Annotated in this window: 13 protein-coding genes and 1 tRNA gene; 10 read left to right on the top strand and 4 right to left on the bottom strand. The window is 68.8% G+C overall.

Annotated elements, in window-relative coordinates:
• Nucleotides 1-50: 50 nt before the first annotated feature.
• From MXB90_RS08175 to MXB90_RS08160, 4 genes are all read left to right on the top strand, one after another.
• The gene (locus MXB90_RS08175) at nucleotides 51-431 is read left to right on the top strand and encodes a response regulator transcription factor (protein WP_250043459.1); all 381 of its coding nucleotides are present in this window, start codon (nucleotides 51-53) and stop codon (nucleotides 429-431) included.
• Between the two features lies 1 nt (nucleotide 432).
• Complete coding sequence (locus MXB90_RS08170) at nucleotides 433-717, top strand: hypothetical protein (protein ID WP_250043457.1); 285 nt, start codon at nucleotides 433-435, stop codon at nucleotides 715-717.
• Between the two features lie 3 nt (nucleotides 718-720).
• Nucleotides 721-3,429, top strand: coding sequence for an ATP-binding protein (locus MXB90_RS08165; RefSeq protein WP_250043455.1), 2,709 nt, complete (start codon nucleotides 721-723; stop codon nucleotides 3,427-3,429).
• Between the two features lie 109 nt (nucleotides 3,430-3,538).
• Nucleotides 3,539-4,759, top strand: a complete 1,221-nt coding sequence (locus tag MXB90_RS08160; RefSeq protein WP_250043452.1) for a FliM/FliN family flagellar motor switch protein — start codon at nucleotides 3,539-3,541, stop codon at nucleotides 4,757-4,759.
• A 76-nt stretch (nucleotides 4,760-4,835) separates the two neighbouring features.
• Here MXB90_RS08160 and MXB90_RS08155 read toward each other — a convergent pair whose 3' ends face one another.
• Together MXB90_RS08155 and MXB90_RS08150 are read right to left on the bottom strand one after the other, a co-directional pair.
• A complete protein-coding gene (locus MXB90_RS08155) occupies nucleotides 4,836-5,285 on the bottom strand; it encodes a DUF6691 family protein (RefSeq protein WP_250043449.1) in 450 nt (149 codons plus the stop codon).
• A complete protein-coding gene (locus MXB90_RS08150) occupies nucleotides 5,285-5,710 on the bottom strand; it encodes a YeeE/YedE family protein (RefSeq protein WP_250043446.1) in 426 nt (141 codons plus the stop codon). The genes MXB90_RS08155 and MXB90_RS08150 overlap by 1 nt, the downstream gene beginning before the upstream one ends.
• A 165-nt stretch (nucleotides 5,711-5,875) precedes the next feature.
• On the opposite strand from MXB90_RS08150, the gene MXB90_RS08145 reads away from it, so the two are divergent.
• Complete coding sequence (locus MXB90_RS08145; protein WP_250043443.1) at nucleotides 5,876-6,199, top strand: TraR/DksA family transcriptional regulator; 324 nt, start codon at nucleotides 5,876-5,878, stop codon at nucleotides 6,197-6,199.
• Between the two features lie 168 nt (nucleotides 6,200-6,367).
• A complete protein-coding gene (locus MXB90_RS08140; RefSeq protein WP_250043440.1) occupies nucleotides 6,368-8,371 on the top strand; it encodes an enoyl-CoA hydratase-related protein in 2,004 nt (667 codons plus the stop codon).
• 32 nt (nucleotides 8,372-8,403) lie between these two features.
• Here MXB90_RS08140 and MXB90_RS08135 read toward each other — a convergent pair whose 3' ends face one another.
• Entirely contained in the window at nucleotides 8,404-8,619 is a 216-nt protein-coding gene (locus MXB90_RS08135; RefSeq protein WP_250043437.1) for a hypothetical protein, read from the bottom strand.
• A 141-nt stretch (nucleotides 8,620-8,760) separates the two neighbouring features.
• Between MXB90_RS08135 and MXB90_RS08130 the strand changes: the two genes are divergently transcribed.
• Nucleotides 8,761-9,012, top strand: coding sequence for a DUF2312 domain-containing protein (locus MXB90_RS08130; protein WP_250043434.1), 252 nt, complete (start codon nucleotides 8,761-8,763; stop codon nucleotides 9,010-9,012).
• A gap of 50 nt (nucleotides 9,013-9,062) precedes the next feature.
• Here the strand turns inward: MXB90_RS08130 and MXB90_RS08125 are convergent, their stop codons facing one another.
• A complete protein-coding gene (locus tag MXB90_RS08125; protein WP_250043432.1) occupies nucleotides 9,063-9,938 on the bottom strand; it encodes a hypothetical protein in 876 nt (291 codons plus the stop codon).
• Between the two features lie 81 nt (nucleotides 9,939-10,019).
• On the opposite strand from MXB90_RS08125, the gene MXB90_RS08120 reads away from it, so the two are divergent.
• The 3 genes from MXB90_RS08120 to MXB90_RS17845 all read left to right on the top strand — a co-directional run bounded on the left by MXB90_RS08120 (nucleotide 10,020) and on the right by MXB90_RS17845 (nucleotide 12,138).
• Nucleotides 10,020-11,714, top strand: a complete 1,695-nt coding sequence (locus tag MXB90_RS08120) for an ABC transporter permease (protein ID WP_462982255.1) — start codon at nucleotides 10,020-10,022, stop codon at nucleotides 11,712-11,714.
• 164 nt (nucleotides 11,715-11,878) lie between these two features.
• Nucleotides 11,879-11,954, top strand: a tRNA-Thr gene (locus MXB90_RS08115).
• A 61-nt stretch (nucleotides 11,955-12,015) separates the two neighbouring features.
• Nucleotides 12,016-12,138 (top strand): DUF6538 domain-containing protein, encoded by a 123-nt coding sequence (locus tag MXB90_RS17845; RefSeq protein WP_462982246.1) that lies wholly within the window; start codon nucleotides 12,016-12,018, stop codon nucleotides 12,136-12,138.
• The last annotated feature ends 580 nt before the right edge of the window (nucleotides 12,139-12,718 follow it).

Genomic DNA, 12,718 nt, shown 5'->3' with positions numbered 1-12,718 from the left:
CGCCCCGCGCCCCGCGATAGTCGGCACCGGGGAAGAGGAGATAGCGCAGAATGTCGGGCAGGCATGTGCTTCTGATCGAGGATGAGCCGCATATCGCCGAGGCGATCCGGTTCATCCTGTCGCGCGCGGGCTGGCAGGTGTCGCTGCAGCACGATGGGCTGACGGCGATGGCGGCGATTGCCGCGGCGCCCCCCGATGTGGTGATCCTGGATCTGATGTTGCCGGGTCGGTCGGGGTTGGAAATCCTGTCCGATCTGCGCGCCGATGCGCGCTTTGCGGCGTTGCCGGTGCTGATGCTGACCGCGCGCGGCCAGCAGCGTGACCGCGACGCGGCCGCGCGCGCCGGGGCCAGCGCCTTTCTGTCCAAGCCCTTTGCCAATGCCGATGTGCTGGCCGCCGTGCGCGCGCTGGCCGACGGCGAGCCCGCCTGAGATGCCGGCGACCGGTCAGCCGCTGTTCCTGGCGCGCCGGTCCTACCGGCGGCGGCGGATGATGGATGCGGTGCGCCTGTTGCCGCTGCTGGGGGCGGTGCTGGTGATGCTGCCCACCCTGTGGCAACCCGCCCAGACGCCCGAGCCCGATACAGCGCGCGGCACCATTTATCTGTTCGCGGTCTGGCTTTTTCTGATCCTGGCGGCCTTTGGGCTTTCACGCGCGCTGGGCCCCGCGCTTGAGGATGAAGAGGTTCCCGAGGGCAGCAATGGACCGGGGGGCTAGGCGATGCCCTTCAACGTTCTGGTCGCGGTCTGTCTGGTCTATGTGATCATCCTGTTCGCGGTGGCCTTTGAGGTCGAGCGGCGCGAGATGCGCGGCAAGCGCGTGCGGTTTTTGCGCAGCCCCATCGTCTATACGCTGTCGCTGTCGATCTATTGCACCGCCTGGACCTTTTACGGCGCGGTGGGCTATGCGGCGCGTTCGGGGCTGGAATTCGTCACGATCTATCTGGGCCCGACGCTGGTCTTTGTCGGCTGGTGGTGGATCCTGCGCAAGCTGGTGCGGATTGGCCGGGCGCAGCGGGTGACCTCGATCGCGGATCTGATTTCAAGCCGCTATGGCAAGTCGAACACCCTGGGGGTGATCGTCACGCTGATGGCGGTTGCGTCCTACACGCCCTATATCGCGCTGCAGCTGCAATCGGTCACGCTCAGCTTCGGGGTCTTTGCCGCCGATGCGCCGCTGGGCTGGGCGCTGCCCGATCAGGGGGCGACGGCGCTGTGGCTGGCGGGGGGGCTGGCGCTGTTCACCATCCTGTTCGGCACGCGCAACCTGGATGCCAACGAACGCCATCACGGCGTGGTCATGGCGATCGCGCTGGAAGCGGTGATGAAGCTGGTGGCGCTGCTGGCGGTGGGGATCTTCGTGGTCTGGGGGCTGGCAGGGGGTGTGGCGGATGTGCTGGCGCGCATCGATGCCTCGGCGATTTCGGATTGGCGCTTGCAGCCGGGCCGCTGGGCGGGGCTGACCTTCGTGTCCGCCGCGGCCATCCTGACCCTGCCGCGGATGTTTCAGGTGATGGTGGTCGAAAACACCGACGAACGCCATCTGGCCACCGCCAGCTGGGCCTTTCCCGCCTATATGATGTTGATGAGCCTGTTTGTCGTGCCGATCGCGGTGGTCGGGCTGGAACTTATGCCGCCGGGCACCAACCCGGACCTGTTCGTGCTGACGTTGCCGCTGGCCGCGGGCGAGGGGGGGCTGGCGCTGCTGGCCTTTCTGGGCGGGTTTTCCTCGGCCACCTCGATGGTAATCGTGGCGGCGATTGCGCTGGCGACGATGGTGTCGAACCATATCGTCACGCCGCTGTGGCTGGCGTTGCGGGTGGGATCGGCGCGCGCGCCGGGGGATGTGCGCGGGCTGGTGCTGATGTCGCGGCGGCTGTCGATCGCGGTGGTGCTGGCGATGGGCTATGGCTATTTTCGCCTGTCGGGCGGGTCGGCGGCGCTGGCGGCGATCGGGCTGATCGCCTTTGTGGGCACCGCGCAGGTGCTGCCGGCGATGATCGGCGGCATCTTCTGGCGCGGGGGCACGCGGTCGGGCGCGATCGCGGGGCTGTGCCTGGGCTTTGCGATCTGGCTTTACACGCTGTTCCTGCCGTCTTTTGGGGAAGATGGCCTGATTTCCGCCGCCGTCCTCGCCGAGGGGCCCTTTGGCATCGGCTGGCTGCGTCCGCGCGCGCTTTTCGGGATCGAGGAGCTGGACCCCTTGCTGCATGCGCTGTTCTGGTCGCTTTTGCTGAACACGGCGGCCTTCTTGGGGGTGTCGCTGTTTTCCTTCCCCGGCCCGATGGAGCGGCTTCAGGGCGTGGCCTTCGTCAACATCTTCGATCAGGCGCCCGGTGCGCGCAGCTGGTCGCGCGGCCAGGCCGAGGCCGAGGATCTGCTGTCGATGTCCCAGCGCATCCTGGGCGCGGATGAGGCGCAGCGATTCTTTCAGGCCGAGGCGGCCGCGCAGGGCAAGGCGGGCTTTCTGCCCGACACCACGCCTGATTTCATCGCCCGGCTGGAACGCCAGCTGGCGGGCTCGGTCGGGGCGGCGACGGCCCATGCGATGATCGCGCAGCTGTCGGGCGGGGCCAGTGTGTCGGTGCAGGATTTGATCGCGGTGGCGGGCGAGGCCGCCGAGATCAAGGAATATTCCGCCCAGCTGGAAGCCAAGTCCGAGGAACTGGCCCGCACCGCGCGCGCGCTGCGCGAGGCCAATGACAAGCTGACCGAGCTGTCGGTGCAGAAGGATGCCTTCCTGGGCCAGATCAGCCATGAACTGCGCACACCGATGACCTCGATCCGGGCGTTTTCCGAGATTCTGATGGAACCCGACCTGCCCGAACCGATGCGCGCCCAATATGCCGAGATCATCCACGAAGAGGCCCGCCGCCTGACCCGGCTGTTGGATGATCTTCTGGACCTCAGCGTGCTGGAAAACCGCAAGGCGCAGCTGAACATCACCGTGGCCAACCTGCATGATCTGATCAGCCGCGCGGTCACGGCGGCCTCATCCTCGCGCGCGGAACGCCCGTTCCGGATTGAACGCGATTTCACCGCCGAACACATGCCGGTCTTTACCGATGCCGACCGGCTGGTGCAGGTGTTCATCAACCTTATTTCAAACGCGCGCAAATACTGTGACGCCGACCGCCCCGTGCTGCGCATCGAGGTCAAGAAGCGCGCCAACCGCGTGCAGGTGGATTTCATCGACAACGGGTCCGGCATCCCGAAAAAGGCGCAAGGCCTGATCTTTGAGAAATTCTCGCGCCTGACGGATACGTCGAAGGCGGGGGGCGCGGGGCTGGGTCTGGCGATCTGCCGTGAGATCATGGTGAACCTGGGCGGCACCATCGATTATGTGCCCGGGCAGGGGGGCGCGGCCTTTCGCGTGACCCTGCCGCTGCGCCGGCGCGAGGGGGCGGCGGGGGCCGATCCGGGCGTGTAGGCCGGAACGGAAAACGAACAGTTGGCAACGATTTCTAAACCTTGATCTGCGATCCCTTCGGAAAAGGCCCCTGTCGGGGGCTTGCGGGGGCGAAGACGGGACCAGACGGATGACCAGCGACAGGCTTCATACGGTGTTGCGCAAGAAGGCCGAGGCGGGCAAGCCGCCCCCGCCCGGGGCGCCGATGACACCGGATCGGGCAATTTCGCAGGCGCTGGTGCGGGCGGCGCAGGACCGGCTGAACCTGGCCGCGCAGGTGGTCGATCTGAAGGAAACGCGCATGACGCTGTCGGACCTACCCGAGGCGCTGGAAGACCTGTCCCTGCTGGCGATGGTCGAAGGCCCGGGCGAAGGGCTGGGCCTGGTGGCGCTGCCGCCGCGGATGATGTCGGCCCTGATCGAGGCGCAGACGATGGGCCGGCTGTCCGCCCATGCCCCGCCCGCCCGCCGCCCGACGCGGACCGATGCGACGATGTCGGCCGATTTCATCGACACGGTGCTGGCCGCGGTGGAAGAATCGCTTGCGGCGGATGAGGCGATCACCTGGGCGGGTGGGTTCCGCTATGCCTCATTCCTGGATGATCCGCGCCCGCTGGGCCTTTTGCTGGAAGATGTGTCCTATCGCGTCTACCGGGCGCAGCTGCGCCTGGGCGCGGGCGGTGAGCGTGAGGCGGGGTTTCTTTGGGCGGTTCCCGCGCAGGGCCGCGGCCCGGGGCCGGACCGGATTGCGGTGGCCCGGCGCGGGGGGGCGGACCCGGTGCTGGGGGGCGATGCCCCCGATGCAATCGATGCGCAGGCGCAGTGGCAGACGCAGATGGAACGCTCGGTCCTGGCCGCGCCGGTGACGCTGAACGCGGTTTTGCATCGCATGACCGTGCCGCTGTCGGCGGTGCTGTCGCTGCGGGTGGGCATGGATATCCCCTTGCCGGGCGATGCGCTGGAATCGCTGCGCCTGGAAGGCAGCGGCGGGCGCCATGTCGCGGGCGGGCGGCTGGGCCAGGCGCGCGGGATGCGGGCATTACGCGTGGTGCCGCGCTGCGAGACGGGTGAGGAAGACCCGGGCGCCGATAGCCCCGAGGCATCGGGCGCGACGCTGGCACCGATGCCCCGGCCCTCGGCCCGGATGGCGACCTCGCCGCCCGGGTTCCTGTCCGAAAATGCCCGCAATGAGGCGCGCAGCTTCGATCTGGACCTGCCCTCGCCTGCCAACTTCGGGGCGGACATGCCCGGCCTTGCCGGGGGCCTCGACCCGCTGGCTGGGGGGCTTGATCCGGCCCCGTTGGATGACGGGGCGGGGCTGGCGCCGCTGCGCATGGGTTCGGCCTTCTAGGCGCAGGGTGCCGCGCCCGGGCAGGGCTGGCCAGACAGGGCGGCGCGGCGCGTCCGCCTGTCTGGTCGCCCCGGGGTCAGGCGTCCTGCTGCGGCATGGGGCGGTCGACCCGGTCCAGCAGGCCGCGCAGGCTAGGCGCAACCGCCATCCCGGCCACCATGGCGGCCACGAACAGCGCGCCCTGCCAGCCACCAAAGCTCAGCTGTGCCAGCGCCGGTCCCGGGCACAGCCCCGCGATGCCCCAGCCCGCCCCGAACAGCAGCGACCCCACCACAAGGTTGCGGTCCACCAGAGGCGGCTGCGGTCGCGGGATCGGATCGCCCAGCACCGCGCGCCCGCGCCGGTCCGCCAGGCGCCAGACAAAGACCATGGGCACCACTGCGCCCCCCATGACAAAGGCAAGCGTCGGGTCCCAGGCGCCGAACACGTCAAGCCAGCCCTGCACCTTGGTCGTATCCACCATGCCCGAGACCAGAAGCCCCGCGCCGAACAGCCCCCCGGCGATAAAGGCGAACAGGTTGCGCATCAGATCACCCCCAGAACATGGCGCCCCAGCACCAGCGCCAGACCGCCGCCCAGCAGGTAGAACACCGTGGCCACGAAGCCACGCAGCGAAAAGCGCGACATGCCGCAGACCCCGTGCCCCGAGGTGCAGCCATTGGCGATCCGCGTCCCTACGCCCACCAGCAGGCCCGCCAGCACGATCACCACCGCATTCGACGTGATATGCGTGTCCACGACCGTATAAAGCGGCACCAGAATCGGCGGCACCGCGATGACGCCGACCAGAAAGGCCAGCCGCTCGGCGCCCTCGCGCCGCCCGGTGCCGTCCACCAGCCCGCCCAGAATGCCGCTTGCCCCCATGATGCGGCCGTTCACCAGCAGATACAGGCCCGCCGCCGCCCCAATCATCAGGCCGCCGACAAGGCCCCAGATCCAGTCTTGTTCCATGCTTTCTCCCAATTCGCGCGCAGCCGGCGGGGACGCCGGCGCTCCCTTGCGCGGGGGCAGGATACAGGCGGGGGGCGGACAATCTCAAGGCGGGTCCGCTTTGACCTGTATCAAGGCTGCGTGGGGGTGCTATGCCTAAATGGACAGGATCGACAGGAGATTGCGATGAAATCCGTAGAAACCCGCAAGGCCGAATTGGAAACCCGCCGCGCCCAGCTGACACAGCGCATGCAAAGCATCGATTCTGAGCTGGACCAGCATCAGGAAAAGGACTGGGAAGAGCTGGCCACCGAACGCGAACAGGATGAGGTTCTGGAAGATCTGGGCCATGCGGCGCAGGCCGAGATCCGCATGATCGACGCGGCGCTTCAGCGCATCATCGAGGGGGAATACGGGTTTTGCGTCACCTGCGGCGCACGCATCGCCGAGGAGCGGCTGGACGTGCTGCCCGGCACCCCCTTTTGCCGCGATCACGCTGCCGCGCATTGACCGCCGCTGATCCCCGCCGTTAACCATGGGGTCGCGGCCTGTGCACGCCCCGTGCCAAATCGGCCTTCGGGGCGTTGCCTTGTGCCGATTTGGCCGTAAACTCGGGCCCCGGCAATGGGATGGGCGCGCAAGGGGCGAGTGGAGATGACCGTGCAAGGCGGGTTTCGAATGACCGAAGGGGTCGCGGTGATCGACCTGTCGGTGCTGGCGGGCCGTCCTGACGCGGGCTTTGGCGCGCCGCTGCGGGCCGCGCTTGGCGCTGCCTTGGCAGAGACGCTTGCCGCGCCGGGTGCCCGGGCGGTTGTGCTATGCGCCAGCGCGGGCTGGCCGGTCGCGGTGGATGTGGCCGGGGATTATGACGATGTCCCCGGCGCGCCGGGCCTGCGGGCGCTGGCCGGGGGGCTTGCGGGGGCGCAGGTGCCGGTGATCGCGCTGTTGTCGGGGCAGGTGGCGGGCGGTGCGCTGGCGCTGGCGCAGGCGGCGCGGCTGCGCGTGGCGCTGACCGGGACCACCTTCCTTGCGCCCGAGTTCGACTTGGGCCTGTTGCCTGCGGCGGGCGGGCTGGTGCGGCTGGCGCGCCGGGCGGGGCCGGGGGCGGCGCTGGCGCTGTGCAATCATGTTCAGGGGCCGATCCCCGCGCAGCACGCGCTGGGCCTTGGCCTTTGCGATGCCGTTCTGTCGGCCGAGGCTGCCGATCCCGTGGCTCTGGCGCGCGGGCTTTTGGGTAATGGCCTGCCGCTGGGCCGCGGCCCTGATGCGGGCCTGGCCGATCCGGCGGCGGGGCTTGCGGCGGTGGCGCAGGCGCGCGCGCGCATCGCGCCGGGCCCGCTGGCCGAGGCTGCAGGCCGGCGTGCCGATTGCGCCGAGGCCGCGCTGTTGCTGCCGCTGGATGAGGCGCTGGACTACGAAGAGGTCGCCTTTGCCGATCTGGCCGGGGGCGCGGTGGCGCAGGGCCTGCGCCATGCCGCGGCCGCGCGCCGCCGGGCTGCGCATCTGCCCGGGGCGGTGGCGTCGGCGCCCCGGCCCGATCTGCAGCCGCCGCTGCGCGTGGCTCTGTGGGATCAGCCCGAGACGCTGGCGCTGGCGCTGATCGGCGCGGGCCATGAGGTGGTTCTGGGCGCCTCGGCCCCCGAACGCTTGCAGCAGGCCTTTGCGCGCATTGCCATGGCGCAGGAAACCGCGGTGCAAGCGGGCCGACTGGACCCCGCCCGGCGCGAGGCCGATTGGGGCCGGCTGGGGGCTGCGACCGAACCGGCGGGCCTGCGCGCGGCGGGGGGCGATGCGCCCGCGTTGATCGTGGCGGGGCTGGGCGGCCCGGCGCAGGCGCGGGCCGAAACCGCGGCGGGGCTGCGCGCGCTGTGCGGCCCGGCGACGGTTCTGGTGCTGGAAGGCGCGCAGGCGGCGGGCCCGGTTCTGGGGCTGCGCCGGGGCGGGGCGTTTTGCGAAGTTGCGGCCAGCGATCAGGCGGCGCCTGCTGCGGTGGCGCTGGCGCACGGGCTTTTGGCGCTGGAACCGGGCGCGGTTATCTTGGGCGCGGCGGCGGGCGTGGGCATTCTGGCACGGCTGGAGGCGGCGTTGCTGGCCGCGGCGGAACGTGCGGTGATCGCGGGGGCGGCGCCGCTGCAGGTGGATCAGGCGCTGATCGCACTGGGCCTGGCGCAGGGGCCGCTGGCGCGCGTCGATCGCATCGGTCCGGGCCGTCTGGCCACGGCGATCCGGCGTGGCGGGCGTGACCCGGGGCTTCTGGCGCTGGCGCAGCAGGGGGCGGGGGCGGCGCTGTATCTGCATCCCGAAGGCGCCCCGCCCGTGCCCGCCCCGCGGCTGGACGCGCTGCTGGAGGCCGTCCGGCGCGAGGCCGGGGTGGTCGCGCGCCGCCTGCCGCCGGCCACGCTGCGCGCCCGGCTGTGGGCCGAAATGGCCGCCGAGGGCGCCGCCCTGCTGCAGGAAGGTGCCGCACATCGCGCCAGCGATATCGACTTGGCGGCGATTCTGGGCCTGGGTTTTCCCGATCATCTGGGCGGGCCGCTGTTTCAGGCCGACCAGGCGGGCCTTCTGGCCACGCGCAAGCTGTTGCGCGCGCTGGCCGAGGCGGAAGGCGCACCCGCGCCCGTCACGCTGTGGGATGTGCTGATCCGCAATGGCAAGCGGTTTGGCGACCTTAGCCTGGCCTGAGCGATGGCCCTGCGCGATGGCCCGGCGGGGCGCTAGCGCAGCACGACGCCGATCACGACCATCATCAGCCCCAAGACCGACACGAACAGCGCCGCCAGGTTGATCGCCACCACCCGCTGCAGGCGCGCGCGCAGCGCGGCATCGTTCAGCCCCGCGCGCTTGGCCCGGGTGACGGCAAGGATGCACCAGACAATCCCCGCCAAGCCCGCGACCGAAACCGCCGCGCCCGTCCAGATCAGCCCGTCCATGCCCCGTCCTCACCCAATTGTGCCGATCCTTGCCGCCTAGCGCGAAGCCCCGCGCATGGCAAGGGCGGCATCTTCTTGAAGACCGGCCGATGACCGTCTAGTCAGGGGGCCAAAGCGATGCGCCCGTGAAAGAGGACCGACATGCCCAGCGATGCCACCTACAATGTCGCCGCCGACGAACTGCGCCAGTTCATCGAGCAATATGAACATCTTGAGGCCGAGAAAAAGGACATCACCGAACAGCAGAAGGATATCATGTCCGAGGCCAAGGCCCGCGGCTATGACACCAAGGTGATGAAAAAGATCATCGGCATGCGCAAGCGCGACAAGAATGATCTGGCCGAAGAAGAGGCGATTCTGGATATCTACAAGGCCGCGCTGGGCATGGCCTGACCCGGTTGCGCCGGGCCTGAGCGTCCGGCGCCCCCCGTCGCGGTCGCGCCTCAGGGGGTGATGAATTCGACCCCGGGCAGGGCCGCGATTTCGGCGCAATCGGCCTCATAGGCGGCGGTGATCTCCTCGACCAGTGCCTCGTCCCAGCCCGGGAAAGGCAGGGCCAGTTCGATCTGGTCGGGCAGGGCGAACTTGTCCAGGAAGGCGCTGATGATCCGCCGCCGCCGGGCGATGGTTTTCGGCGGATGGCTGGCCAGATAGGCGCGCAGGCGCTTCATCCCGGCCTGGGACATGATCGTCGACAGGATGGTGAAATCGCCCCGCAGCGGCGCCTCGGGCGGCAGGCCGGCGACGGATCGCATCACCTCGGGCCAGATCAGCGGCGTATCTTCGTGGCACCAGATCACAAAGCGCCGGCCCGCCGCCGCTTCGACCATGCGCCGCACCACCGGCGCCCAGCGTAGCGCGCGCGGATCATGCCCCGCCATCAGGGTTTCATAGCTTGCCCCCTCAATCCGTCCCAGCAGGGCGGGGATCAGCGTGGCGGGGTTGATCAGCGCCAGGTGAAATTCGGTCCGGGCCTCGGGGAACAGGTTGGCCAGCGGCGCGAACTTGCCCGGCGCCATGCTGTAAAACCCCTGCGGCAGGATGACGCGCTGGGGCACGCAGAGGAAAAAGTCATGGCTGAACACGATCCGGCGCGGCGGGTCGCGGTCGATGGCGCCGGTCAGCAGACGGGTCTGCACATCGGCCGGGGCGGGGTCGCCCTTCAGCGCGACCAGCGCATCGCGCAGCGCCATGCGATAGCGTGAGGGCGCGGGCACCGCGATGTCATCGGCATTGAGCGTATCGGCATTGCGCAACAACGCGCGGACCAGCCGGTCTTCATCCGTTGCGTGTGCGCCAAGGTGGAATACAACCTGCATGACATATACCCTACTGTTCGGCAAAGTCTTACAGGGGCCTTTCTGGACAGGCAAATGGCTTTGCTGTAACCCACTTGCATGATGACCAAGAAAAACAGTCAATCACTGGCGCGCGCGGGCGCCGCCACGCAGGGGTTGCGCCAGTCCGGCAGCGGGCTTTGGTCGGCGGGCGCGCTGGTGATTGCGGCGCTGATCGTCGCGCCGATCCTGGCGGTGCTGTGGGTCGCGGCGAACCCGTCGGAAAACATCTGGCCGCATCTGATGGCGACCGCGCTGCCGCGCTATCTGGTGAATACGGCGATCCTGGCGGGGGGCGTGGGCATTCTGTCGGCGATGGTGGGGGCGGGGGCGGCCTGGCTGATCACGATGTATCGCTTTCCGCTGTCGGGGGTGCTGGAATGGCTGCTGCTGCTGCCGCTGGCGATCCCGGCATATGTGGGGGCCTATGCGCTGGTGGATTTCCTGGATTATTCCGGCCCGGTGCAGATCGCCCTGCGCGAGACCTTTGGCTGGGCCTCGGCGCGCGATTACTGGTTTCCGCCGGTGCGTTCGCGCGCGGCGGCGGTGATCGTGCTGGCGGCGGCGCTGTATCCTTATGTCTATCTGCTGGCGCGCGCGGCCTTTCGCGAACAATCGGGCGGCAGCTATGAGGTGGCCCGGGCCCTGGGCGCGGGGCCGCTGGGCCTGTTCTGGCGGGTGGGCCTGCCGCTGGCGCGCCCGGCCATCGCGGCGGGGGCGGCCATCGCCATGATGGAGACGGTGGCCGATTATGGCGTGGTGGATTATTTCGGGGTGCAGACGCTGACCACGGGGATCTTTACCACCTGGCTTGAGGCCGGCAATGCCGGGGGCGCGGCGCAGATCGCGGGGGTGATCCTGGGCGTGGTCTTTGCGCTGCTGGCGCTGGAAAAGGTCAGCCGCAAGAATTCGCGTTATTACCAATCGGCCCGCCAGCCGCGCCCGATTGCGCGCCAGTCCCTGCGCGGCCTTGCGGGATGGGCCGCGATGCTGGCCTGCGCGCTGCCCTTCGCCTTGGGCTTTGTGCTGCCGGTTGCGGTGATGGGGGCGCATGCGCTGGCCAATCCGGATGGCTGGTTCGGCCCGGGGCTGAGCCGCGCGCTGTGGCATACGGTGGCGGTGGGCGGTACGGCGGCGGTGCTGACGGTGCTGGCGGCGCTGTTCATGGTTTATGGCGTGCGGATGACCGGACGGCAGCTGCCGCGGTTGGTGTTGCCTTTTACCACGCTGGGCTATGCCGCGCCGGGGGCGGTGCTGGCGGTGGGCATCCTGCTGCCGCTGGCGGCGCTGGATCACCGCCTGGCTGATCTGATCCTGGCGCTGACCGGGCATGATCCGGGGCTGTTGCTGACCGGGTCGGCGGCGGCAATCGTGCTGGCCTATGTGGTGCGGTTCTTTGCCATCGCGCAGGGGGCGGCCGATACCGCCTTTGGCCGAGTGTCACCGTCCTTGCCGATGGCCGCGCGGTCGCTGGGCCGCACCGCCGGCGGCGCCCTGCGCGAGGTCTATCTGCCGCTGATGAAGGGTTCGGTCGGGTCGGCGCTGCTGCTGGTCTTTGTCGATTGCGTCAAGGAATTGCCGGCGACGATGCTGTTGCGGCCGTTCAACTATGAGACGCTGGCGACGCGGGTGCATGAAAAGGCGAGCCTGGAAAACCTGGGCGATGCCTCGCCGGCCGCGCTTTTGGTGATGGTGGTGGGGCTGGTCGCGGTGGCGATTCTGGCGCGGACCAATCGGGGCCAGCCCGCGCGGGGGTGAGGTCGCGGACCTTGCGTGGCCTGCAGACGGCGCGACCGGGGGTTTTCCACCCCCGGACCCCCGGAGGATATTTTTGCAAAGCCGAAGGCAGGCAGGATCGGGGGGCGGGGACGCGCGGGGGCTTGCGCGCGCGGGGCGGGCGATTTATCTGAACCTTGTGGTTGGCCGGTGTAGCTCAGTTGGTAGAGCGGCGATCTTGTAAGTCGAGGGTCGGGGGTTCGAGTCCCTTCTCCGGCACCACTTTGAACTCTAAACCATTGATTGGCCTCAGCTTTGTCTTTGGATAGAGCGAGCGTAGAACGTGGCGGAGAACAAAACTGCACCCCATTCATTTGTGAAGGACGGGGTCTACTCCTTCGCAAGACGGGTTCCGAACGACCTTCGGCACCATTACACATCACCGAAAATCTCATTTTCTTTGTGAACGCGGTCGGTCAAAGTAGCTGCTTCTCGCGCCATTCGGGCTGCCCAGAAGCTCGACGAGTATTGGTGCTACCTCAGAATCACCGACAACGATCTGCCGGGGAAGCACATGCTCCGCATGGCTGGGAAAGGCGGCGCGGCTCCTTCCGCGCTGCCGATCGCACCTACGGCGTCCATAGCGGCCAGCGTGAAGCTCTCAAAGGCTGTCGGCATCTACCTGCGCCTGACGGGCAAGGGTCGCCCATCACCTTCCAGCGGTCCGCTGAACGGTCTTGCGGCTATGTCATTGACGTATGCGGAGACAAGGACATCGCAGTCTACACGAAGTCGGATGCGAACGCCTTCCCCGCACGCCAGGCCATGCTGTCACATCCGCCCCGAACCCCGCCGATCCGGCGGGCTGCCGCCGATGGATCGCGCGCGGGCCGCGGAAATCTGGCGAAATAGCACCTGCACGGCGCCATCATTCGATCTGGCGCCGCAGGCGAGTTGTCGTCGCACCGCGGCTCTGTTGCACAAAACCCGTGGGGGATTCATCTCGTGAATCCAGTGTGGTAGCTGGAGGGCATGAGCAGACCCAT

This window comes from Phaeovulum molybdatiresistens, from assembly GCF_023544865.1.
Classification (GTDB): domain Bacteria; phylum Pseudomonadota; class Alphaproteobacteria; order Rhodobacterales; family Rhodobacteraceae; genus Pontitalea.
Note: the sequence above shows the minus strand (reverse complement) of the source record. Positions and strands in the feature narration are given on the sequence as shown.